The following is a 21,292-nucleotide window of genomic DNA, read 5'->3' as shown; positions in this document are numbered from 1 at the left end:
GGAGAACAAAACGGGGCAGCCGATGGCTACCCCGAGTGCGTGGCTGCGCCTAGTTGTCGAAGCGGCGGCGGAACCGGTCCTCCATGCGGCTGGTGAACGAACCGCCGCCCTTGTTGCGGCGCTGACGCAGTGAGGTGGGCGCCGGCCCGGAATGATCGGTCCTGCCGGACAACCGTGGACCGGTGATCGCGAAGATCACTCCGCCGAACATGACGATGAACCCGAAGACGCTGAGAATCGGGAAGTTTCCGATCATCGTTGCCTTGAACGCCACCCCGGAGACCAGCATCGCCAAACCGATGACGAACAGTGCCACGCCCTGCAGCCGCCGACGGGCGGTAGGTGCACGAAACCCTCCACCGCGAACACTTGACGCGAATTTGGGGTCCTCGGCGTAGAGCGCGCTCTCGATCTGATCGAGCATCCGCTGCTCATGATCGGAGAGTGGCATTCGTCCCTCCTTGCCGACGGTGTGGCACGTGGCTATCGGTGTAACACGCGGATGCCCGTTGGGAGGGCATTAATTCAATGATACGAGGTCGATCTGCCCCATACCACTGGTTCGCCGCCGATTCTATCCCGCCCGCCTGCCGGCGCTCGGCCGGACCGCAACGGCCGTGCGCTACAACCGGCTTCCCGAACCGGGACGGCGCACCGGTCCGGTGCCACGACCGCCCGCCCGGCCGTCGCAGCTGGGTCCGATAATGGGCAAAGAGACACCGACCACAGCGACAACATGATGCCGACACCGCTTCCTAGGCCCGACGACGGATGAGGAGGACACCGCGAGTTGGCGATATTCCTCATCGATCTGCTTCCCAACGACATGGAGCGTCGCCTGGGTGATGCCCTGGCGGTGTACGTCGACGCGATGCGCTACCCGCGGGGCACCGAGAATCAGCGCGCCGCGATGTGGCTCGAGCACATCCGGCGGCGGGGCTGGCAGGGCGCCGGCGTCGTCGAAACCCGGGAAGCCGAAGACGCAGGCGCACAACCGCCCTCGGCGGAGGACTTGGCCAGCGCCCCGCTGCTCGGCGTGGCCTACGGCTACCCCGGTGCGCCCGGGCAATGGTGGCAGCAGCAGGTCGTGCTGGGCATGCAGCGCGGCGGCTCGCCGCCCCAGGAGATCTCCCGGCTGATGGACAGCTACTTCGAGTTGACCGAGCTGCACATCCATCCCCGCGCTCAGGGCCGCGGCCTGGGCGAGGCGTTGGCCCGACGGCTGCTGGCGGGTCGCGCCGAACAGAATGTGCTGCTCTCCACGCCGGAAACCAATGGTGAGCCCAACCGCGCCTGGCGGTTGTACCGGCGCCTGGGCTTCACCGATGTCATCCGCGGCTACCACTTCGCCGGCGACCCGCGGGCGTTCGCGATCCTGGGCCGCAAGCTCCCTCTGTAACACCCCAACTCGGCACACATCGGACGACTCCACTAACTGGCACATCGGATCTGGCACGATGACCTGGTGCGAGCCAGCTCTCCCCCGTCCAGCAGCCGAGGATCCCGAGCGTTTCGAGCTCGGCGGCGCCGCCTGACGGCCTTCGCGATGTTGCTGCTGCTGGTGCCGCTGGCCACCGGGTGCCTGCGGGTCAGGGCCTCGCTCACCATCTCCCCCGACGACCTGGTGTCCGGCGAGATCGTCGCCGCCGCCAAGCCCAAGACCTCCAAGGACACCGGTCCACAACTCGACAGCAACAACCTGCCGTTCAGCCAGAAGGTGGCGGTGTCGAACTACGACAGCGACGGCTACGTCGGCTCGCAGGCGGTGTTCTCCGATCTGACGTTCGCGGAGTTGCCGCAGCTGGCCAACATGAACTCCGACGCCTCCGGGGTGAACCTGACACTGCGTCGCAACGGCAACCTGGTGCTCCTGGAGGGCCGGGCGGACTTGACCTCGCTGACCGACCCCGAGGCCGACGTGGAGCTGACTGTGGCCTTCCCCGGCGTGGTGACCTCCACCAACGGCGATCGAGTCGAACCCGACGTGGTGGCGTGGAAGCTCAAACCGGGCGTGGTGAGCACCATGACCGCCCAGGCCCGCTACACCGACCCCAACACCCGGTCCTTCACCGGAGCGGTGGTGTGGCTGTGCATCGCGTCGTTCGCGGCCGCGGGCGTGGTGGGGCTGTTGGCCTGGGTCAGCCGGGATCGCTCACCGCGGTTGACCGCGCCGCGCGACCAACCGCCGCCTAGCTAGCTGTACTGCCCGGCCGGTGACCAGTAGGCGAGCATCTCAGCGAACGTCTGGAAGGCCGGCCCGGAATTCCCATAGGTCGCCTCGAGATGGATGCTCAGCGGGAAGCCGAGCCCGGCGACCCCGTCGATGACGCGTTTATAGAGGTCGACCATCTGCTGGCGCTTCTGCGCGGGTTCGCCCGCGGCCAGCTTCTTGACAAACTCCTGCTCGGCCGCCACCGCCGGATTGCCCGGGTCCTGAATGAGCCAATTGATCAGTCCGACCCGGCTCTCCATCTTCGGCACGAAGCCGAACGACAGCAGGATCTCCGGCCGGTGGTCGGTCGTTTTCGCGAACTCGGTCAAAAAGCCCACGATCGCGTCGGAGTACAACAGCTGGGTCATGCCGTAGGTGGCGCCCTGGTCGCACTTGAAGTTGAACCTGCCCTGTTCGCCGTCCCGGGTGGGGATCAGGATGACACCGCGGTTGGTCACCAGCTCGCGGTAGATCGACAGGGCGTCCGTGGGGGCCACGCCGGAGCCCTCGCCGTCGTTCATGGTGCGCGGAACGCCGACGAAGACAACGCCTTCCATGCCGGCAGACGTCAGCTCGGACAGCCGCGCCCGCAGCGACGGCTCGTCCATGAAGGCGGTGACCTGCGTGCACAGGCCCTTGATGCCGGGCAGTTCCGGTTTGACGACCGACCAGAAGTCGAGCACGTCCAACTTGGGTTTCATCTGAATGGGCCGGTCGTCGTCCTCGGCGATGATCCCCGGAATCATCACGTGCCGGATCCGGCCGTCGAGGCCGGACTCGGCGGAATTCCGCACCACTTTCTGCGCCTCTTCGAGTGCCCGCTCCCGACCTTCGTCGGCATTCGGCGGCACCAGCTCGAGCGCAATGGTGTTGAGGGTCACGCGGCTTCTCTCCATCTGACGACTCCCGGGGGGCGCCCTGCGGGACGCGCGGATTGCGCGCGAGCCCCAGCGCACCCGCCAGCATAGGGGCGGGTTAGTGAGGCAGGCGAAGCAACTGGGTCCGGTGGCCCGGGTCATGTGCGGGGTGACACGGGTGGGGCGGCGAATACACTGGTCGGGCCTGGAACACCCAGTCAGCCGAGCAGAAAGGGGTGCCGCGCTGAGCCTAGGAGCTTCAGAAGCAGCGGCAACCGTCGAGTTGACCGGAGCCATCACCGACCAATTGCGGCGGTACATGCATGACCGGCGCACCGAGACCGCGTACATCGGTGAGGATTACAGCGGTCTGATTGCCGCGCTGGAAGATTTCGTGCTCAATGGGGGCAAGCGGCTACGGCCCTTGTTCGCCTATTGGGGGTGGCGCGCCGTGACCACCGAAGCCCCCGATGAGCAAGTGCTGCTGCTGTTTTCCGCTCTCGAGCTGCTGCACGCCTGCGCGCTGGTGCACGACGACGTGATCGACGACTCCTCTACCCGCCGCGGCCGGCCGACCACGCACGTGCAGTTCGCGAAGCTCCATCGCGACCGGCACTGGCAGGGCTCCCCGGAGCAGTTCGGCATATCGGCCGCCATCCTGCTCGGCGATCTCGCGCTGGCGTGGGCCGACGACATCGTCTTCGGTGTCGACTTGACACCCCAGGCCCAAAAGCGGGTGCGGCGGGTGTGGGCCAACATCCGCACCGAGGTGCTCGGCGGGCAGTACCTCGACATCGTCGCCGAGGCCAGCGCGGCCGCCTCGATCGCCTCGGCAATGAACGTCGACACCTTCAAAACGGCCTGCTACACGGTGTCTCGGCCGCTTCAGCTCGGGGCGGCCGCCGCGGCCGACCGGCCCGACGTCCACGACGCCTTCAGCCAATTCGGGACGGACCTGGGGGTGGCGTTTCAGCTGCGCGACGACGTCCTGGGGGTTTTCGGCGACCCGGCGGTCACCGGCAAACCGTCCGGGGACGATCTGAGATCGGGGAAGCGCACCGTGCTGCTGGCCGAGGCGGTGGAGCTGGCGGAGAAGTCAGACCCGTTGGCGGCCAACCTGTTACGGACCTCGGTTGGGGCCCGATTGACCGACGCGCAGGTGGATCAGCTGCGCGACGTCATCGAGGCGGTGGGCGCCCTGGCCGCGGCCGAACAACGAATCGCCGCGCTGACCCAGCGGGCGCTGGCCACCCTGGCGGCCGCGCCTATCAACACCGCGGCCAAAGCGGGGCTGTCCGAATTGGCCAAGCTGGCCACGAACCGGTCGGCCTGAACCGGTGACGACGCCCACGGACACCCCTGCAGCGGATTCGCCGGCCGCCAAACCCGCTCGGGGAGAATGGTTTTCACAGCTGAAGGCATTCGTCGCCGCCGCCGACTCCGGACCGGCGAAGCTGGGCTTGCTGGGATCGGTGCTGATCACCCTGGGCGGATTGGGCGCCGGCAGCACCCGGCAGCACGATCCGCTGCTCGAGTCGATGCACATGTCCTGGTTGCGTTTTGGCCACGGCCTGGTGCTGTCGTCGATCGTGTTATGGACCGGCGTCGGCCTGATGCTGATCGCGTGGCTGAGCCTGGGCCGTCGGGTGCTGGGCGGCGAGGCGAGCGAGTTCGTCATGAAAGCCACGACCGGCTTCTGGCTGGCGCCGCTGCTGGTGTCGGTGCCCGTCTTCAGCCGGGACACCTACTCGTATCTGGCGCAGGGCGCACTGCTGCGCGACGGCCTGGATCCGTACGCGGTCGGTCCCGTCGCCAACCCGAACAGCTTGCTGGACAACGTCAGTCCCATCTGGTCGATCACGACCGCGCCCTATGGCCCCGTGTTCATCCTGGTGGCGAAGATCATCACCATCATCGTGGGCAACAACGTGGTGGCGGGCACCGCGTTGCTGCGGCTGTGCATGCTGCCCGGGCTGCTGTTGCTGGTCTGGGCGACGCCCCGCGTGGCGCGCCATCTGGGCGCCGACGGTCCGACGGCGCTGTGGATCTGTGTGCTCAACCCGCTGGTGCTCATCCATCTGATGGGCGGGGTGCACAACGAGATGTTGATGGTGGGCTTGATGGCCGCCGGTGTCGCGCTGACGTTCGGTGGCCGCCACGTTGCCGGCATCACGCTCATCACGGTCGCCATCGCGGTCAAAGCCACCGCGGGCATTGCGCTGCCGTTTTTGGTGTGGGTGTGGATGCGGCATCTGCGCGATCGGCGGGGATATCGGCCAATGCCAGCGTTTTTCGCCGCGACGGCGTTATCGCTGTTGATCTTCGCCGTCGTCTTCGCGATCGTGTCGGCAGTCGCCGGCGTCGGTCTGGGATGGCTGACCGCGCTGGCCGGATCGGTGAAGATCATCAACTGGCTGACGGTGCCGACCGCGGCCGCCAACCTGATCCACGCGATCGGCAGCGGGTTCTTCCCGGTGAGCTTCTATCCGATCCTTCGGGTCACCCGGCTGGTCGGCATCGCGGTCATCGCTATTTCGCTGCCGCTGCTGTGGTGGCGCTTCCGCCGCGACGACCGGGCCGCGCTGACCGGCATCGCGTGGTCGATGCTGATCGTGGTGCTGTTCGTGCCGGCCGCCCTGCCCTGGTACTACTCGTGGCCGCTGGCGATCGTGGCCCCGCTCGCGCAGTCGCGACGGGCGGTCGCGATCATCGGCGGCTTGTCGACCTGGGTGATGGTGATCTTCAAACCCGATGGCTCGCACGGCATGTACTCGTGGCTGCACTTCTCGCTGGCCACCGCCTGCGCGCTGATCGCGTGGTACAGCCTGTACCGGGCTCGCGCACAACAGGACGAAGGAGCCGACGTCACGGTCGGATGAGCGATCGGGCTCAGTAGGCCATCGCCTGCGCCCGGCGCACGACCTCTCGCGCCTGGTGGGCGTGCAGGGCGTCGACGGGACGGGCGTTGTTGAGGGCATCCCGGCTGCCGTCGCGGGTGACCGTCAGCGAGGGGTCCCTGGTGAACAACCAGCGCACGATCTCCGTGTCGTGATAGCCGCCGTCGTGCAGGATCGTCAACAAACCCGGCAGGCTCTTGACCACCTCACCGGATTTGGTGAAGAACAGCTGCGGGACCACGAGGCCCTCGTCGCGCCGGACCGCAACCAGGTGCCCATCCCGAAGTTGCTGATGCACCTTGGTGACCGGCACCCCCATCAATTCGGCGACCCGCTTCAAATCGTAAATCGGCTCGTCGGGCTCCAGCACATCGTCGCCGGCAGGAATACTGCTCATCCGGGCAAGTGTATGCCTAGATGCCGGCCTTGAGCCCGTGTTCTGCCGGGCAATCCCGGGGGCGCACATACGATGGCCCCGTGGCCAAAGCTGAACCGCCCGGCCCGTCCCCGCGAGCGGGTCAGACCCCCGCCTCCGGCCGGGCGGGCCCGCACCGTCACCCGCGCGAAGGCGGGCCGGCCGACCCGTTGGACAGCGCTTTGCTGGACGGCCGCTACCGGGTTCAGTCCCGGATCGCCAGCGGCGGCACGTCCACGGTGTATCGCGGCCTGGACACCCGGCTCGACCGGCCCGTCGCGGTGAAGGTGATGGATTCCCGCTACGCCGGCGACGCGCAATTCCTGACCCGGTTTCAGCGCGAGGCCCAAACCGTGGCCAGGCTCAAGGATCCCGGGCTGGTGGCGGTCTACGACCAGGGCCTGGACGGCCGACACCCGTTTCTGGTGATGGAGCTCATCGAGGGTGGCACGCTGCGGGAGTTGCTGGGCGAACGCGGGCCCATGCCGCCGTACGCCGTGGCGGCGGTGCTTCGTCCGGTGCTCGGCGGGCTGGCCGCCGCGCACCGGGCCGGCCTGGTGCATCGCGACGTCAAGCCCGAGAACGTGCTGATCTCCGACGACGGCGAGGTCAAGATCGCCGACTTCGGGTTGGTCCGGGCCGTCGCGGCGGCCGGAATCACCTCTAGCAGCGTGATTTTGGGCACCGCGGCCTACCTGTCGCCCGAGCAGGTGCGCGACGGCGACGCCAGTCCGCGCAGCGACGTCTACTCCGCGGGGATCATGACCTATGAGCTGCTGACCGGACGCACGCCGTTCACCGGCGATTCGGCCTTGTCGCTTGCCTACCAGCGGCTGGACAGCGACGTGCCGGCGCCCAGCGCGGCCATCGACGGTGTGCCCGCGCAGTTCGACGAGTTCGTGGGGCGTGCGACGGCCCGCGACCCGGCCGAGCGCTATGCCGACGCGGTCGAGATGCGGGCCGACCTCGAGGCGATCGCCGAAGAGCTTGCGCTGCCCGACTTCTCCGTGCCGGCGCCTCAAAACTCCGCACAACACCGGTCGGCGGCGCTGCAGCGCAGCCGGGCCACCCAGCGCCCGGCCACTGCGCCGCAGCCCGGGCCGCAGCCGGTGCGTCAACCCACTCGCCAGATGACGCGGGGTCCCGAGGATTGGTCGGAGCCGGAACTGCAGACCGGCGATGAGCCCGACGAAGACTACGAATACGAGCCTGTCACAGGCGAATTCGCGGGAATCCCGATCAGCGAATTCGTGTGGGCGCGCCAGCACGGCCGGCGCATGGTGCTGGTCTGGGTGGCGCTGGTGCTGGCGATCACCGGGTTGGCCGCCGCTGCGGCGTGGACCATCGGGAGCAACCTCAACGGACTGGTGGCCGGGTAGGGGGCCCGGCCAACACCTCTGCAGGAAGTCAGTCGCGCAGCATCTCGGCGACGAGGAAGGCCAACTCCAGCGATTGCTGGGTGTTCAGCCTTGGGTCGCAAGCGGTTTCGTAACGTCCGACCAAGTCGTTGTCCGAAATGTCTTGCGCCCCACCAAGACACTCGGTGACGTTCTCGCCGGTGATCTCGACGTGGATACCGCCCGGGTGGGTGCCCAGCGCGCGGTGCACCTCGAAGAAGCCCTGCACCTCGTCGACGATGCGGTCGAAGTGGCGGGTTTTGTAGCCGTTGGACGACTCGTGGGTGTTGCCGTGCATCGGGTCGCACTGCCAGATCACCTGGTGACCGGTGGCCTGGACCTTCTCCACGATCGGGGGCAGCAGGTCGCGAACCTTGTTGTTGCCCATCCGGCTCACCAAGGTCAGCCGGCCGGGCTTGTTGTGCGGGTCGAGCCGCTCGACGTATTCGACGGCCAGTTCCGGGGTGATCGTCGGGCCGATCTTGACGCCGATCGGGTTGGCGATCACCTCGGCGAAGGCGACGTGGGCTCCGTCGAGCTGGCGGGTGCGCTCGCCGATCCACACGGTGTGCGCCGACAGGTCGTACAGCTGCGCTTCGCCGCCGTCGCTCTCGGAAAGGCGCAGCATGGATCGCTCGTAGTCGAGCACCAAAGCCTCGTGGCTGGCGTAGATCTCGGCAGTCTGCAGGTTGCGGTCGGCCACCCCGCAGGCGCTCATGAAGCGCAGGCCGCGGTCGATCTCGGTGGCCAGCGCCTCGTACCGGGCGCCGGCCGGCGACGTCCGCACGAATTCCCGGTTCCAGTCGTGCACCGAATGCAGCGAGGCCAATCCCGAGGACGTCAGCGCCCGAACCAGGTTCATCGCCGCACTGGCGTTGGCGTAGGCGCGCACGAGTCGCGACGGGTCGTGCTCGCGCACGGCGGCGTCCGGGGCGAAGCCGTTGATCATGTCGCCCCGGTAAGACTTCAGACCCAGCGCGTCGATGTCGGCCGATCGCGGCTTGGCGTACTGCCCCGCGATGCGGGCCACCTTGACCACCGGCATGCTCGAGCCGTAGGTCAGGACCACCGCCATCTGCAGCAGGGTGCGCACGTTGGCGCGAATGTGGGGTTCGGTGTTCTCGGTGAACGTCTCCGCGCAGTCGCCGCCCTGCAGCAGGAACGCCTCGCCCCGCGCAACCTGGGCGAGCTGCTCCTGCAACCGGACGATCTCCGACGGCACCGTCACCGGCGGCACGCTTTCCAGGACAGTGCGCATCGCCGTCGCCTGCTCGGCAGGCCAGCTGGGCTGCTGGGCGGCCGGTTTGGCCAGCGCGGCGTCCAACCGGGCCCGCAGATCGGTCGGCAGCGGCGGCAAGGGCGGCAGCTGATCGATCGGTATGTCGACGGTCCAGTTCATCGGTCCATCTTAGCGGGGGTGCGGGCGCCCCCGGTCGGGGCTGATCTGCGCGAACGCGACTCGGCCCGCGGTCTTAGTCGCCGGCTGTGATGAGCCGGTACCTGCGCAGCTGATCCCGCGCGTCGACCAGCGCGTCGTGCGCATCGGATGACCGTGGCGGCATCCGCGGGCTGCCCCGGTCTTCCCATAGCTGCCGCAGTTCGCGGGTGAAGCGGGGGATGGACCGCGGCAACTCCGGCATGGTCCCCCACAACTGGCACAGGGCCACATGGTCGTAGGCCGCCACCCACGCCCACAGCTCGATCGGCTCGGGGGCGGTCCCCTCAGAATCCACGCCGAAGAAGGCCTCCAGGTCTTCCCGGATCTGCCGGCGAGAGCGCCACTGCTGCGAGGCCGGCGGCGGCAACTTGGGCAGCACGTTGGCACGCACCCACGGCCCGGCGCGCTCGGGGTCGAATTCCGTGGACACCGCGTAGTACTCCCGGCCGTCTTCGGCGGCCACGCCGATCGAGATCAGCTCGATGGTGCGGCCGTCCTCGATGAACTCGGTGTCGTAGAAATACCGCACCCGGGGAAGCCTAGCTGGACGTTGCCGACGGCGAGCGCCGCAACGGCGCGTGCAAGAGCCGGTCCGTCGGCTCAGGCCGCGAGCTACCGACTGATCAGGATGGGCCCGGTGGGCGCCGGCGCGGGGTGGACCTCGTGGTCGAGCCTCGCGTCGACGGTGCGTTCGTCGGGCAACCGCGGTGTGCCGGCGATCGCGCACTGCAAGTACAGCTTGGCCCGCACTACGGGGCGGCGCAGCGTCCGCTCGCGTTGCAGCGCGCGGCGCATCTTGTCCGGCCGCGTGGAGTACCGCCAGCGAGCCCACGGGGCGTGCGGGCGCGACAGCCGGATGGCGCCGATGACCAGCAGGACGACCAGGAACATGCCCAGCAGACCGGTCCACACCTTGCCCTTGAGCACCACCACGACCGCCATCGGCAGCGTCAACGCCATCGCGCTGCCCACCACGGCCCGCAGCACGGTCGAGTCGGCGCCGTGCCAGATCGGCAGGAAGAACATCAGCGGGTGCAGTCCCATGATCAACAGCCCGGCGACCGCCACCGCGGCGAACACCGCGTCCACCGAGGTCCGGCCGTCCTCGGACCAGTAGACGTCGGACAGATGCAGGATCAGCGCGTACTCGTCCAGGACCAGAGCGGCCCCGATCCCGAAAAGCGTTGCGGCAAGGATGAACTCGGGCTCATGCCCATCGATGGACAAGGTGACCAGCATCAAGCCGGAGAGCAGGGTCAGCACGACCCCGAAGGTCACGTGGTGGATGTGCACTCCCCCGACGTGGACGTTGCGCGGGTGCCACCACCGGGTGGGGCGTCCGGTGGCGGCGCGGTGGCGGATGAAACGCACGAAGGTGCGCGTGACGAAAAAGGTCAGGATGAAGGCGACCAGGCAGCACAGCAGGGGCAGGTGGCCACTGTCGTGAACATCATGGGCGAACCATCGGGTCACCTCGGTCACGAACGAATGGAGCACTATTGAAACCTACGCCTGTCTGCGTCCGAGTCGTGGGACCCGCCCTGCACCAGGCGGGTCGGGCCCCCCGCACCCATTACGCTGTTGTGCGACATGAGTACACGGCAGGCGCCCGGCGTGGGCAATCGACCCGGGTGGGTGCTGTGGCCGCTGGCGTGGCTGGCGGCCGCCGCGGGGCTGGGTTACGCCGCGTGGCAGCTGTTCGGGCACACGCCCTATCGCATCGACATCGACGTCTATCAGATGGGCGCCCGGGCCTGGATGGACGGCCACCCGTTGTACCGCGGCGAGGTGCTGTTCCACACGCCGATCGTGGATCTGCCGTTCACCTATCCGCCGCTGGCGGCCATCGCGTTCTGCCCGTTCGCCTGGATGCACATGCCCACCGCCAGCGTCGCGATCACCGCTTTGACGCTGGTGCTGCTCATCGTGTCGACCGTGCTGGTGCTGGCCCGCCTGGGCGTGTGGAGCGCGTCGACGGCGCTGCCCGGCCCGGCCTGGCTGCGCAGGTTGTGGCTGGGCATCGTTGCCGCGGCGGCGGCGTCTATCTGGCTGGAACCGATCAGCTCGAACTTCGCCTATGGCCAGATCAACGTCGTGTTGATGACGCTGGTGATCGCCGATTGTTTCCCGCGGCGCACGCCGTGGCCGCGCGGTCTGCTGCTGGGCCTGGGCATGGCGTTGAAGCTGACCCCGGCCGTGTTCCTGCTGTATTTCCTGCTGCGGCGGGACAACCGCGCGGCGCTGACCGCGCTGGCGTCGTTTGTGGGGGCGACGCTGCTCGGCTTCGTCCTGGCCTGGAACGACTCCTGGGAGTACTGGACGCATACCGTGCATCACACCGACCGGATCGGTTCCGCGTCGCTGAACACCGACCAGAACATCGCCGGTGCCCTGGCCCGGCTGGGGCTGGGAGACCAGGAACGGTCCCTGCTCTGGATGGCCGCGTCGCTGCTGGTGCTCGCGATAACGGTCTGGGCGCTGCGGCGGGCGCTGCGCGCCGATGAGCCCACGCTTGCGGTGGTATGCGTCGCGCTGTTCGGGTTGGTGGTGTCGCCGGTGTCCTGGTCGCACCACTGGGTCTGGGTGCTGCCGGCGGTGCTGGTGACCGGCGTCGTGGGCTGGCGGCGCCGCAACGCGGCGCTGGTGGTGGTCAGCGCTGTCGGAGTGGCGCTGATGCGCTGGTCGCCGATCGACCTGATGCCCAAGCATCACGAGGCCAGCGCGGCGTGGTGGCGTCAGCTGGCCGGAATGTCGTACGTGTGGTGGGCGCTGGCCGTCATCGTCACGGTCGGAGTCACCGTCGCCGCCCGCGGGGGCGCGCGGGATGCGGCCCCGCAGGAGTTGACGCCGGTTACCGCGGCCGGCTAACCGGCGGCGGTCTCGGGAATCCGCACGGCCTCCCCGTCGGCCGCGTCGCCGCTGCCGCCCTTTTTCAGGCTCGCCGCGTAGATGTCGACGTATTCCTGGCCGGACAAGCCCATCAGCTCGTAGATCACCTCGTCGGTCACGGCCCGCTCGATAAAGCGGTTGCCGGCCAGCCCGTCGAACCGGGAGAAGTCCATCGGCTTGCCGAAGCGGACGGTGACCCGGCCGAACCGCAGCATGTTCGTCCCCGGCGGGTTGACGACGTTGGTGCCGATCATCGCGACCGGGATCACCGGAACGCCGGTCTCCAGGGCCAGCCGCGCCAGCCCCGTCTTGCCCTTGTACAGCCGCCCGTCCGGCGAGCGCGTGCCCTCGGGATACATGCCCAGCAACTTGCCCTGGCTCAGCACCTGCTTGGCGGTGTTCAGCGCGGCCTGGGCGCTGTCGGCATCGGTGCGATCGATCGGCACCTGACCGACGGCGGTGAAGAACCAACGCTGGAACCAGCCCTTCAGGCCGGTGCCGGTGAAGTACTCCGACTTGGCCAGGAAGGTGATTCGGCGTCGCACCACCAGCGGAAGGTAGAAGCTGTCCATCACCGCCAAGTGGTTGCTGGCCAGTATCACCGGCCCCGAACTCGGAACGTGTTCTAACCCTTCAACTTTCGGCCGCCCCAAGAGTGACAGCAGCGGGCCGAGGAGCACGTACTTGAATAGCCAGTACCACATGGCGCTCCCTCTCGGCTGTACCGCTGATGTTCTGCGCCAACTGTACCCATCCCCATCGGCAGGGACCACCTGCGACGCAGCCCGCTCACTCCTCGAGCGTGACCGGGATGGGCTGATAACGGGTTCTCGGCATGGCATCGTTGGCGTCCCCCGGCGGGGCGGGGCCGCCGCCGGGCGGACCGTTCGGCGGCTGCGGCGTCGGTTTGGCGGACCGGTCGATGTCGTTGACGATGTCGCGGACCACCTCGAGCAGGGCGACGCTGTGGTCGGCGATCGCGGTGAGCAGCGGGTGCTGGTCGCCGGTCGCCAACGCGGCCAGCGCGCACACCGGGCACCAGATCTGCTGACACTTGCCGGTGCCGACGCCCGCGCCGGCCGTCAGCGCCGCCGCCGCGCGCACCGCGGGGTCGATGCCGTCCAGGATTGTCTGGGCGAGCCTGCGCAGTTCCGGACCGATGTCGGAATGAGCCCCACTCACTTAGGCCACACCTCCGGATCTGGTCGAAAACGCACCGTCAACTCGCTACCCCGCAGATGTGCGTCCAAGACGGTGCATCGCCGAAGTACTGATGCCAACTTAACCCTGCGCCGCAATCCCCCGGCGCTGATGATCAGATCATCGTCGACGCGGCCCAACGTCAGGGCTGACGGATCGAGTTGCGGCAACGCCAGCCGCATTCGGTAGACGGACCCTAGCCCCGTGCCGGACTCGAGGTCGACAGTGGGCCGCAGCGGACCCGGCGGCGCCGTGCCGCCCCGGCGCCGCGCGGCATCGAGCAGCCCACTCAGCGCCTTGGCACCGATCGGTTCACCGGACAGGTGCGGGGTCATCACCAGCGCCACCTCACCGATGGTGGCGTCGAGCTCGTCGAGCACGCCCTGCTGCTCGACGATGCGCTCGGTATACCAGTAGAAGGCCGGGTGTTCGGGCAGGTTGCGGTACTCGTACGAGTCGTCTTGCAACAGAACCTGGTTGACGATCAGCTCTTCGACGCGCACCCCCATCAGGGCCAGTGAGCCCAGGGTTCGGGCCGCCTCGGCCGCGACCACCCGCTCGGGGGTCAGCACCAGGTGCGCGCTGACCAGATCGCCATCGGTGAGCAACGTGCTGAGCGATTCCACATGAGAGCTGATCCGCTCCAGCAGTTCGACCACCGCAGCCGACCGGGTGTCGTCGGCGCCGACGGACAGCCGGCGATGTCGCGGCCACGCCCGCTCGACATACAGCCCGAAGGTGGCGGGCAGGGTCAACATCCGCAGGGCATCGGCGGTCGACGCGCAGTCGACCACCACGCGGTCCCATTCTCCCGAGCGGGCCAGCTCGCCGACGGCATGCAGACCGAGCACTTCCTGAACACCCGGTAACGCCGAAAGCTCCTCGGGCGCAATGGTATCCAGCTCCGAATCGGGAAAGCGCCGGTCCAGCGCGGCGACCACCTCGTGCCACCGGGCCTCGAGCAGCGCCAGCGTGTCCAACGCCAGTGCGTCGAGGAACCCGCCGCCGGCCTCCGCGTCATCGGCGAGCACCCGAACCGCTTCGCCCTGGCTCGGCGGGACGGCGATGCCCAGGACGTCACCCAGCGAGTGCGCCTGGTCGGTGGAGACCACAAGCACTCGCTGCCCGGCGCTCGCCGCACCCACGGCGGTGGCGCAAGCCAGGGTGGATTTCCCTACCCCGCCTTTGCCGACGAAAAGGCTGATCCGGGCCGGGGCGGGCGCTCCGAATTCAGTGGACTCACTCAGCCTCGACTCGTTTCTTCAGATCCTTCAGCGCGGTGTCGGTCAACCGGCGCTCGGCCTTGCGCTTGAGCAGGCCGATCATCGGCATGGCCAGGTCAACGGACAGTTCATAGGTGACTTCGGTACCAGATCCTTTGGCCGCCAACCGATATGAGCCTTCGAGGGAACGCAGCAGCGAGCTTGACACCAGCGTCCAGCTCACGGACTGGCGGTCTTTGGGCCACTTGTAGGACATCACCATCGTGTCCTTGATCACCGTGGCGTCCATGACGATCCGCGCGACTTTGGGGTAGCCGTCGGCGTCCTTCTCCTGAACCTCGGCTTCCTTGTACTCCGAGATCCACTGCGGATAGGAATCGATATCCGCGATCACCTGCATGACGGTGCCCGGGTCGGCGTCGATATAGATGGTTTGCGTCGTCTTCTCCGCCACCTGGTTGCTGCCCTCTCTCCCGCGAACGGATCGACCCCTCCGATGGTGGGGGACCCCTCGGGTCTCGGTCCGACACGGTACTCTCTGCGCGGACCCGACCCGGCTAAACTACCGGAGAAACTCCGACCGGACGTGACCGTTCCAGTGTCGCCTTGACCTCGAAGGCCATTTTCTTACCCGCCACCCGACGGCGGTGCGTCATCTTCGCCAAGTTCATCTTGGCCAGCTGCCACGCCGCCACCCCGGTGGGTTCGGCGTGCAGGAAATAATGCAGCACGACGCCGTCCAGCGACGGCTCCAGCCAGATCTCCATGGTCCCGGTCAGCGCGCCGGTGACCGCCCACCGGATGCCCTTTTCCCCGCGATCCTCGACGACCTGCAGCCGCAGGTCCGGCCACCAGCGGCGCCAGCTCGACTGATGGGCGACCGCGGCCCCGACCCGAGCACCGTCGGCGGCGACAAACGTCTCATCCGCAATCTGGATGCTGTTCATGACGACAGCTTCACACACCGGCCCGCGGCGCCCCGCCGAGGGCGCTCGGGACGTCATAGCGGGCAATGGCCGTGCTGGGTCAACGCGCGGATTAGGCTGGTCGGCAGCAACCCGGCTCCCGGGAATCTTCACGAGGTCAATCGAGGTCATAAGAGTGCGTGAGTACAGCGTCCCCGCCCGCTTTTCCGTCGGCGAACAGGACAACATCGCCGCGATGGTCTTCGAACACGAGCGCGACGACCCCAACTTCGTCATCTACCAGCGTCAAGTCGAGGGTGAGTGGACCGACGTCACCTGCGCCGAGGCGGCTGATCAGATCCGCTCCGCCGCACTTGGTTTGATCTCGCTGGGCGTGCAGGCCGGCGACCGGGTGTCCATCTTCTCGGCCACCCGCTACGAATGGGCGATCCTCGACCTGGCGATCCTGGCGGTGGGCGCGGTCACCGTGCCCATCTACGAGACGTCGTCGGCCGAGCAGGTCCGCTGGGTGCTGCAGGACTCCGAGGCGGTGCTGGCGTTCGCCGAGACCGACGAGCACGCGGCGATGGTCACGGAGCTGACCGCCGAACTGCCCGCGCTACGCCGGGTGCTGCACATCGACGGTTCGGGCCCCAGGGCGCTCGACCAGCTGGTGGAGGCCGGCGCATCGGTGGAACCGGCCGAGCTGACCGCGCGCCTCGAGGCACTGCGGGCCAAGGACCCGGCGACCCTCATCTACACGTCGGGCACCACCGGGCGGCCCAAGGGCTGCCAGCTGACGCACTCGAATCTGCTGTACGAAACCCGCGGCGCCAAGGAGAGCCTGCCGACCTTGCTCGACGAGGGACAGCGGCTGCTGGTCTTTTTGCCTCTCGCGCACGTGCTGGCGCGCTCGCTGACGTTGTCCGCGTTCGCCAACAAGGTCACCGTCGGCTTCACCAGCGACATCAAGAACCTGGTGCCGCTGTTCGCGGTGTTCAAGCCGACGGTGGTGGTGTCGGTGCCGCGGGTGTTCGAGAAGGTCTACAACACCGCCGAGCAGAACGCCTCCAACGACGGCAAGGGCCGCATCTTCGCGACGGCCGTGCAGACCGCCGTCGACTGGAGCGAGGCGCAGGACCGCGGCCGCCGCGGGCTCGCGCTGCGCGCGAAGCACGCCGTGTTCGACCGGCTGGTGTACAACAAGTTGCGCGCCGCGCTGGGCGGCGACTGCCACGCGGCCGTCTCCGGCGGCGCGCCGCTGGGCTCGCGGCTGGGGCACTTCTATCGCGGCGTGGGCCTGACCATCCACGAGGGTTACGGCCTGACCGAGACCAGCTCGGCGATCACCGTCAACCAGGTCGGCAATGTCAAGATCGGCACCGTCGGAACGTTGGTGCCCGGCAACAGCATGCGGATCGCCGACGACGGCGAGCTCTTGGTGCGCGGCGGTGTGGTGTTCAGCGGCTACTGGCGCAACGAGCAGGCCACCGAAGACGCGTTCAGCGACGGCTGGTTCCGGACCGGCGATCTGGGCGTGCTCGACGAAGACGGCTTCTTGAAGATCACCGGGCGCAAGAAGGAGATCATCGTGACCGCCGGTGGCAAGAATGTCGCGCCGGCCGTGCTGGAGGACCGGCTGCGGGCGCATCCGTTGATCAGCCAGGCGATGGTCGTCGGGGACAACAAGCCGTTCGTCGGCGCGTTGATCACCATCGACCCCGAAGCGTTCGACGGCTGGAAGCAGCGCAACCAGAAGGGGGCCGGCGCGTCGGTGAGCGATCTGACCACCGATCCCGACCTGGTCGCCGAGGTGGACGCGGCGATCAAGGACGCCAATCAGGCGGTGTCGCACGCCGAGTCGATTCGCAAGTTCCGCATCCTGCCGGTCGACTTCACCGAGGACACCGGCGAACTCACGCCGACGATGAAGGTCAAGCGCAATGTGGTGGCCGAGAAGTTCGCCTCCGACATCGAGGCCATCTACGAGAAGGACTGAGGCCCTTTAGCGCTCGAGCTGGGGGCGCCTCCCGCTAGCCGCGAGCGTCACGCTGGCGTGACGCCGGCGCGCCGTTCAGCCGAGCAGCGTGCCCAACCGCTCCGCCAAGGCGTCCCAGCGCCATTGTGCCGTCACCCAGTCGCGCCCGGCCGCGCCCATCGCGGCGGCCCGGTCGCGATCGGTCAGCAACCCGGTGACGGCGTCGGCGATCTCATCGACCCCGCGGCCGTCGACGACCAGCCCGGTCTTGTTGTGCTGCACCGTTTCTGGCGCTCCCCCGGATTTGCCGGCGATCACCGGCACCCCGGTTGCCGACGCCTCGAGGAATACGATGCCCAGTCCCTCGACGTCCAGCCCGGCGCCGCGGGTGCGGCACGGCATCGCGAACACGTCCGCCAACGCGTGGTGCGTGGGCAACTCGGCTGCCGGTACACCGCCGGTGAAGGTCACGTCGTCAGCCACCCCGCACTCGCGTGCCAGCGCGCGCAGCGAATCCGCATAGGGGCCGCCGCCCACGATGACCAAGGCGACGCCCTCGACGCGGCGCCGGATCGACGGCAGGGCTCTGATGAGCATGTCCTGGCCTTTACGCGGCACCAGCCGGGACACGCACACCACGGTGGGCCGCTCCCCCAGCCCGTAGCGCTCACGCAAACGCGCGCGGCCCGCCGGATCGGGCCGAAACCGATCGATGTCCACTCCGGGCGGCAGGTGCTCCAGCGAAGCCTTGGGGCCGAACGCCGGCGCGAAGCGCGAACGGGTGTAGCGGCTGACGAAGGTGACGACGTCGGTGTCATCGCCGATGCGGCGCAGCACCGAGCGCGCGACCGGGAGCATCGACCACCCGACCTCGTGGCCGTGCGTGCTGGCCAGCACCCGGCTCGCCCCGGCCCCCCTGGCGCGCTGGGCCAGCAGCGCCAGCGGTGCGGCCGCGCCGAACCAGACGGTGTCGATGTCCTCTTCGGCGATCAGCCGCCGCATCCGGGCATCGACCGCCGGGCCGGGCAGCATTAGCGTGCCCGGGTGGCGCACCACCCGATACTTGGCCGCCTCGTCGTAAGCCTCGGCGCCCTTCCAGTGCGGCGCGTACACCGTCACCGAGTGCGACCCGGTGGCGGCCAGCCGGCCGACGAACTCGCCGAGATACGACTGGATGCCGCCCGGTCGGGGCGGAAAGTCGTTGGTTACCAGCAGGACCCGACTCACCTGCGCCAGGCTAGCTTGGCGACCACGGGGGCCATGCAGACGGTCCGAGCTGGGCCGCGGCCGCGCGCCGGGCGGGCGGGCCTAGTGGGAAAGGCCTAGTGGGAAAGCCACTGCTGCCAGCGCGTGAGCAGGGCCGCCGGGCTGGTGCCCAGCACGTCTTGACCAGCGGAGGCCATATCGGCGTGCCGGATGCCGCAGGTGGCCAGGTAGAGGTCGCGCAACTTCGGCGGCCCATAGGCTTCGGCGACGAATCGGGCGAACAACCACGCGCGGTCATAGGCCAGCGAGCGCTGCGTCCCCGGCTCGTCCAGGTCGCTGTCGGCGGGCAGCGTCATGGGTAGCAAGCCGTCGGCGGGCATCGGCGTAGGCGGGCGGCCGACGAAATCGGCCACCCCCTCGGTGAGCCAGCGGGGTGCATCCGAGACGGTGTCGGTGCGGGCAGCGTAGTGAAACAGCTCGTGGGTCAACACGATTCGCAACGAGGCGGCGCTCATCCCGGCGGCGCCCGGCGCGAATACGATCCGCTGGCCGACGGCAACCCGGCGGACGGGGTCGACGCGGTCGGCGACCGTCACGGCCGCGATATCCGCCCACTGGGACGCGGGTCCCCCGCCGGCGGCGGCGCGGAATTCCTCGTCCGTTCCGGCCGCGACCACGGAGATCTCGCGGGGCCAGTCGCCGCCCCAGAACGACTCGACCGCGGTGATCGCCGCACCCATGTCCGCGGCCACCCGAGCCAGCAACCGGTCACTGGCGGGCCCGCCGAGGCCCAACAACCGCACGATGCGATCGCCGACGGTGATCGACTTGGTTGACGCACCAATCTGGCTGCGGGAGGGCATGACCAGCTGGGCGGGTCGGATCCGGCTCTCGCGCACGGCATCGAACGGCACGGCCGCGACCACAAGGAGCTCGAGGACGAACAGCCAAGCCAGCAGCAGCGGGAGCCGCCGACGCGATAGGAGGTGTCTAGTAACGACGAGCGTCGTAAATCGGGCCGGAGGAGTTCATCGGCACCACCCGCACCGGCACGCCGTAGGTGGACGAGTGGATCATCATGCCGTCACCGATATAGAGCCCGGCGTGCGACGCATCGGAATAGAAGGTCAACACGTCACCGGGCTGCAGATCCGACAGCGCCACCGGCTGACCGCCGTGGGCCATCGCCTGGCTGGAGTGCGGCAACGAGATACCGGCCTGCTGGAACGCCCACATCACCAGCCCGGAGCAGTCGAATCCGCCGGGCGCGGCGCCACCCCACACATAGGGCGAACCGACCTGGGTCAGCGCGGCCTGCACGACGGTGGCGCGGTCGCCGCCGCCGACACCGCCGGGCGCCATGCCGGGCATGCCCGGCATCCCGCCGGCGGGCGGAGCCTCACCTGGCGCCTGCCCTGGGGGTGTGCCCGGGGGCGCCGCTTCCGGCGCCGGGGCACCCGGGCCGGGTGCGGCCGCCGGCGCAGCGGGTCCCGGATTGGCCAGCGCGGTGCGCTGGTCGGCGGTCAACGAAAGGTACTGCGACTTGACGACGGCGATCTGCACCTGCAGCTGGCTCTGCTTGGACTGCAGGCTGGCCCGCACCGCGGCGGCCTGTTCGGCCGCGCTCTTGGCGTCGGCGGCCGACTTGGCGGACTCGCGCTCGGCCTTGGCGGCCTGCTCCCCGGCGATCCGGTAGCTCTTCATCTGGCTGGCCATCTGCGCGGCCATCACCCGCTGCACGGCCAGCTTGTCGATCAGGCCCTGCGGCGAGCCGGCGGTCAGGATGGCCTCCATGCCGTCGACGTGGCCGCCCATGTAGGTCGCGGCTGCCAGCTTGTTGACCGAATCCTGGTACGACGACAGATGCGCCTTGGCCGCGTCGACCGCGGCCTGGTCGTCGGTGTGCTTCTTGTCCGCGGCGCGCTGCGCGGCCAGCTTGTCGTTCAGGTCGAGCTGCGCGCTGTGCATCGCCTCGGTGGTCTGCTCCGCCTGGCGGGACAGTTCGTTGAGTTTTGCCGTGGCGTCTTCGGCCGGGTCGGCCCACGCGGGGCCGGTGATGACGCCGGAGAAGATCGCGAAGCCAGCTAGTGCCCCTATGGCCGAACGTGTGAGGACACGCGCAACCGGGTACCTAGAGTCAAGCCTCAAGATTTGCTTCCTTAAACGGCCATCGACGAATTCGGGTCGTCGAGCTGGTTTAGGTCTCAAACAGGTTACGAAACGATATCGGCGTTTGTCCAAAGCGAGCGGTTAAGAAATTAGAAAGAATTCTGTCATTTCGATGTGAATCGTTTCGCTGGCTCGAGGACCTTTGTGGGACAAGGCAATTAGGCTACACCAGATCCTCGATCCCGACGAATCGGGACCAGACGAAGTCGCGGCGCCAGGCCAACCTCGGCAAGAACCTCCAAAGCCGCCCGTTCATCCTGCAATAAAGTATCCGGGACCCCGAGTATCACACTGACGACGCAGTCGCGGCAGCCGGGGCCGCGCACCGCACACTCGCCGCAATCGATCACCACCGGCGTCCCCGGCTCCGGCGGCGTCATCCCGATGTCGTTAGGTCCAGGTCTTGGTGCCATCGGATCGGTCCTCTCGCTCTGACTTCGGCGCACACCGCGCCGCACTGACCGAACCGTAACCGCGGGCACCGACACGTATCCGCCCCGCATTCC

The 21,292-nt window shown here is 68.4% G+C and carries 22 protein-coding genes; 7 read left to right on the top strand and 15 right to left on the bottom strand.

Annotated elements, in window-relative coordinates; all coding sequences use genetic code 11:
• Positions 1 to 49: 49 nt before the first annotated feature.
• Positions 50 to 451, bottom strand: coding sequence for an SCO2097 family morphological protein (locus tag AC5Y30_RS02460; RefSeq protein ID WP_499915993.1), 402 nt, complete (start codon positions 449 to 451; stop codon positions 50 to 52).
• Between the two features lie 339 nt (positions 452 to 790).
• On the opposite strand from AC5Y30_RS02460, the gene AC5Y30_RS02455 reads away from it, so the two are divergent.
• Both AC5Y30_RS02455 and lppM read left to right on the top strand, forming a co-directional pair.
• Positions 791 to 1,399, top strand: coding sequence for a GNAT family N-acetyltransferase (locus AC5Y30_RS02455; protein WP_499915991.1), 609 nt, complete (start codon positions 791 to 793; stop codon positions 1,397 to 1,399).
• 147 nt (positions 1,400 to 1,546) lie between these two features.
• A complete protein-coding gene (gene lppM / locus AC5Y30_RS02450) occupies positions 1,547 to 2,197 on the top strand; it encodes a lipoprotein LppM (protein WP_499915989.1) in 651 nt (216 codons plus the stop codon).
• Here the strand turns inward: lppM and AC5Y30_RS02445 are convergent.
• Entirely contained in the window at positions 2,194 to 3,093 is a 900-nt protein-coding gene (locus AC5Y30_RS02445) for a mycobacterial-type methylenetetrahydrofolate reductase (protein WP_499916743.1), read from the bottom strand. The genes lppM and AC5Y30_RS02445 overlap by 4 nt on opposite strands.
• A 259-nt stretch (positions 3,094 to 3,352) precedes the next feature.
• Between AC5Y30_RS02445 and idsA2 the strand changes: the two genes are divergently transcribed.
• Together idsA2 and AC5Y30_RS02435 are read left to right on the top strand one after the other, a co-directional pair.
• Positions 3,353 to 4,402 carry a bifunctional (2E,6E)-farnesyl/geranyl diphosphate synthase gene (gene idsA2, locus AC5Y30_RS02440; protein WP_499915987.1) on the top strand — a complete coding sequence of 350 codons (1,050 nt, stop codon included), beginning with the start codon at positions 3,353 to 3,355 and terminating at the stop codon, positions 4,400 to 4,402.
• 4 nt (positions 4,403 to 4,406) lie between these two features.
• Positions 4,407 to 5,948: an alpha-(1->6)-mannopyranosyltransferase A gene (locus AC5Y30_RS02435; protein WP_499915985.1), complete on the top strand. Its 1,542-nt coding sequence runs from the start codon at positions 4,407 to 4,409 to the stop codon at positions 5,946 to 5,948.
• A 10-nt stretch (positions 5,949 to 5,958) separates the two neighbouring features.
• Here the strand turns inward: AC5Y30_RS02435 and AC5Y30_RS02430 are convergent, their stop codons facing one another.
• A complete protein-coding gene (locus AC5Y30_RS02430; RefSeq protein WP_499915983.1) occupies positions 5,959 to 6,363 on the bottom strand; it encodes an Rv2175c family DNA-binding protein in 405 nt (134 codons plus the stop codon).
• A gap of 188 nt (positions 6,364 to 6,551) precedes the next feature.
• Here AC5Y30_RS02430 and AC5Y30_RS02425 point away from each other — a divergent pair, with 188 nt between their 5' ends.
• The gene (locus tag AC5Y30_RS02425) at positions 6,552 to 7,760 is read left to right on the top strand and encodes a protein kinase domain-containing protein (RefSeq protein ID WP_499916741.1); all 1,209 of its coding nucleotides are present in this window, start codon (positions 6,552 to 6,554) and stop codon (positions 7,758 to 7,760) included.
• A gap of 28 nt (positions 7,761 to 7,788) precedes the next feature.
• On the opposite strand, the gene AC5Y30_RS02420 is transcribed toward AC5Y30_RS02425, so the two are convergent.
• From AC5Y30_RS02420 to AC5Y30_RS02410, 3 genes are all read right to left on the bottom strand, one after another.
• A complete protein-coding gene (locus AC5Y30_RS02420) occupies positions 7,789 to 9,177 on the bottom strand; it encodes a class II 3-deoxy-7-phosphoheptulonate synthase (protein WP_499915981.1) in 1,389 nt (462 codons plus the stop codon).
• A gap of 73 nt (positions 9,178 to 9,250) precedes the next feature.
• A complete protein-coding gene (locus AC5Y30_RS02415; protein WP_499915979.1) occupies positions 9,251 to 9,745 on the bottom strand; it encodes a polyadenylate-specific 3'-exoribonuclease AS in 495 nt (164 codons plus the stop codon).
• Positions 9,746 to 9,828: 83 nt separating this feature from the next.
• The gene (locus tag AC5Y30_RS02410; protein WP_499916739.1) at positions 9,829 to 10,698 is read right to left on the bottom strand and encodes a hypothetical protein; all 870 of its coding nucleotides are present in this window, start codon (positions 10,696 to 10,698) and stop codon (positions 9,829 to 9,831) included.
• A 108-nt stretch (positions 10,699 to 10,806) separates the two neighbouring features.
• Here AC5Y30_RS02410 and AC5Y30_RS02405 point away from each other — a divergent pair, with 108 nt between their 5' ends.
• Complete coding sequence (locus tag AC5Y30_RS02405; protein ID WP_499915977.1) at positions 10,807 to 12,084, top strand: glycosyltransferase 87 family protein; 1,278 nt, start codon at positions 10,807 to 10,809, stop codon at positions 12,082 to 12,084.
• Here the strand turns inward: AC5Y30_RS02405 and AC5Y30_RS02400 are convergent.
• The 5 genes from AC5Y30_RS02400 to AC5Y30_RS02380 form a co-directional block, all read right to left on the bottom strand.
• Positions 12,081 to 12,809, bottom strand: coding sequence for a lysophospholipid acyltransferase family protein (locus tag AC5Y30_RS02400; RefSeq protein ID WP_499915975.1), 729 nt, complete (start codon positions 12,807 to 12,809; stop codon positions 12,081 to 12,083). The two genes, AC5Y30_RS02405 and AC5Y30_RS02400, sit on opposite strands and share 4 nt — an antisense overlap.
• Positions 12,810 to 12,894: 85 nt before the next feature.
• The gene (locus tag AC5Y30_RS02395) at positions 12,895 to 13,287 is read right to left on the bottom strand and encodes a hypothetical protein (RefSeq protein ID WP_499915973.1); all 393 of its coding nucleotides are present in this window, start codon (positions 13,285 to 13,287) and stop codon (positions 12,895 to 12,897) included.
• A complete protein-coding gene (locus AC5Y30_RS02390) occupies positions 13,284 to 14,552 on the bottom strand; it encodes an ArsA family ATPase (protein ID WP_499916737.1) in 1,269 nt (422 codons plus the stop codon). The genes AC5Y30_RS02395 and AC5Y30_RS02390 overlap by 4 nt, the downstream gene beginning before the upstream one ends.
• Positions 14,545 to 14,982 (bottom strand): SRPBCC family protein, encoded by a 438-nt coding sequence (locus AC5Y30_RS02385; protein ID WP_499915971.1) that lies wholly within the window; start codon positions 14,980 to 14,982, stop codon positions 14,545 to 14,547. The genes AC5Y30_RS02390 and AC5Y30_RS02385 overlap by 8 nt, the downstream gene beginning before the upstream one ends.
• Before the next feature lie 103 nt (positions 14,983 to 15,085).
• Positions 15,086 to 15,475, bottom strand: coding sequence for a polyketide cyclase / dehydrase and lipid transport (locus AC5Y30_RS02380; RefSeq protein ID WP_499915969.1), 390 nt, complete (start codon positions 15,473 to 15,475; stop codon positions 15,086 to 15,088).
• Positions 15,476 to 15,629: 154 nt separating this feature from the next.
• Between AC5Y30_RS02380 and AC5Y30_RS02375 the strand changes: the two genes are divergently transcribed.
• A complete protein-coding gene (locus tag AC5Y30_RS02375; RefSeq protein ID WP_499915967.1) occupies positions 15,630 to 17,432 on the top strand; it encodes an AMP-dependent synthetase/ligase in 1,803 nt (600 codons plus the stop codon).
• Positions 17,433 to 17,507: 75 nt separating this feature from the next.
• On the opposite strand, the gene pimB is transcribed toward AC5Y30_RS02375, so the two are convergent.
• The 4 genes from pimB to AC5Y30_RS02355 all read right to left on the bottom strand — a co-directional run bounded on the left by pimB (position 17,508) and on the right by AC5Y30_RS02355 (position 21,199).
• The gene (pimB, locus tag AC5Y30_RS02370; RefSeq protein WP_499915965.1) at positions 17,508 to 18,638 is read right to left on the bottom strand and encodes a GDP-mannose-dependent alpha-(1-6)-phosphatidylinositol monomannoside mannosyltransferase; all 1,131 of its coding nucleotides are present in this window, start codon (positions 18,636 to 18,638) and stop codon (positions 17,508 to 17,510) included.
• A gap of 95 nt (positions 18,639 to 18,733) precedes the next feature.
• Entirely contained in the window at positions 18,734 to 19,564 is an 831-nt protein-coding gene (locus AC5Y30_RS02365) for a hypothetical protein (RefSeq protein ID WP_499916735.1), read from the bottom strand.
• 43 nt (positions 19,565 to 19,607) lie between these two features.
• On the bottom strand, positions 19,608 to 20,765 hold the full coding sequence (ripC, locus tag AC5Y30_RS02360) for a peptidoglycan hydrolase RipC (RefSeq protein WP_499915963.1): 1,158 nt from the start codon (positions 20,763 to 20,765) through the stop codon (positions 19,608 to 19,610).
• Between the two features lie 179 nt (positions 20,766 to 20,944).
• Positions 20,945 to 21,199, bottom strand: a complete 255-nt coding sequence (locus tag AC5Y30_RS02355; RefSeq protein ID WP_499915961.1) for a hypothetical protein — start codon at positions 21,197 to 21,199, stop codon at positions 20,945 to 20,947.
• Positions 21,200 to 21,292 lie beyond the last annotated feature (93 nt).

It is taken from the genome of Mycobacterium sp. NGS27, assembly GCF_059813005.1.
The sequence above is the reverse complement of the archived record's forward strand: the minus strand, read 5'-3'. Positions and strand labels throughout refer to the sequence as shown.

What these genes read in the sequence shown, in the direction of transcription:
- AC5Y30_RS02460 (WP_499915993.1), bottom strand. Translation starts at nt 451, where the DNA reads ATGCCACTCTCCGATCATGAGCAGCGGATGCTCGATCAGATCGAGAGC.
- lppM (WP_499915989.1), top strand. Translation starts at nt 1,547, where the DNA reads ATGTTGCTGCTGCTGGTGCCGCTGGCCACCGGGTGCCTGCGGGTCAGG.
- AC5Y30_RS02430 (WP_499915983.1), bottom strand. Translation starts at nt 6,363, where the DNA reads ATGAGCAGTATTCCTGCCGGCGACGATGTGCTGGAGCCCGACGAGCCG.
- AC5Y30_RS02420 (WP_499915981.1), bottom strand. Translation starts at nt 9,177, where the DNA reads ATGAACTGGACCGTCGACATACCGATCGATCAGCTGCCGCCCTTGCCG.
- AC5Y30_RS02405 (WP_499915977.1), top strand. Translation starts at nt 10,807, where the DNA reads ATGAGTACACGGCAGGCGCCCGGCGTGGGCAATCGACCCGGGTGGGTG.
- AC5Y30_RS02400 (WP_499915975.1), bottom strand. Translation starts at nt 12,809, where the DNA reads ATGTGGTACTGGCTATTCAAGTACGTGCTCCTCGGCCCGCTGCTGTCA.
- AC5Y30_RS02380 (WP_499915969.1), bottom strand. Translation starts at nt 15,475, where the DNA reads ATGAACAGCATCCAGATTGCGGATGAGACGTTTGTCGCCGCCGACGGT.
- AC5Y30_RS02355 (WP_499915961.1), bottom strand. Translation starts at nt 21,199, where the DNA reads ATGGCACCAAGACCTGGACCTAACGACATCGGGATGACGCCGCCGGAG.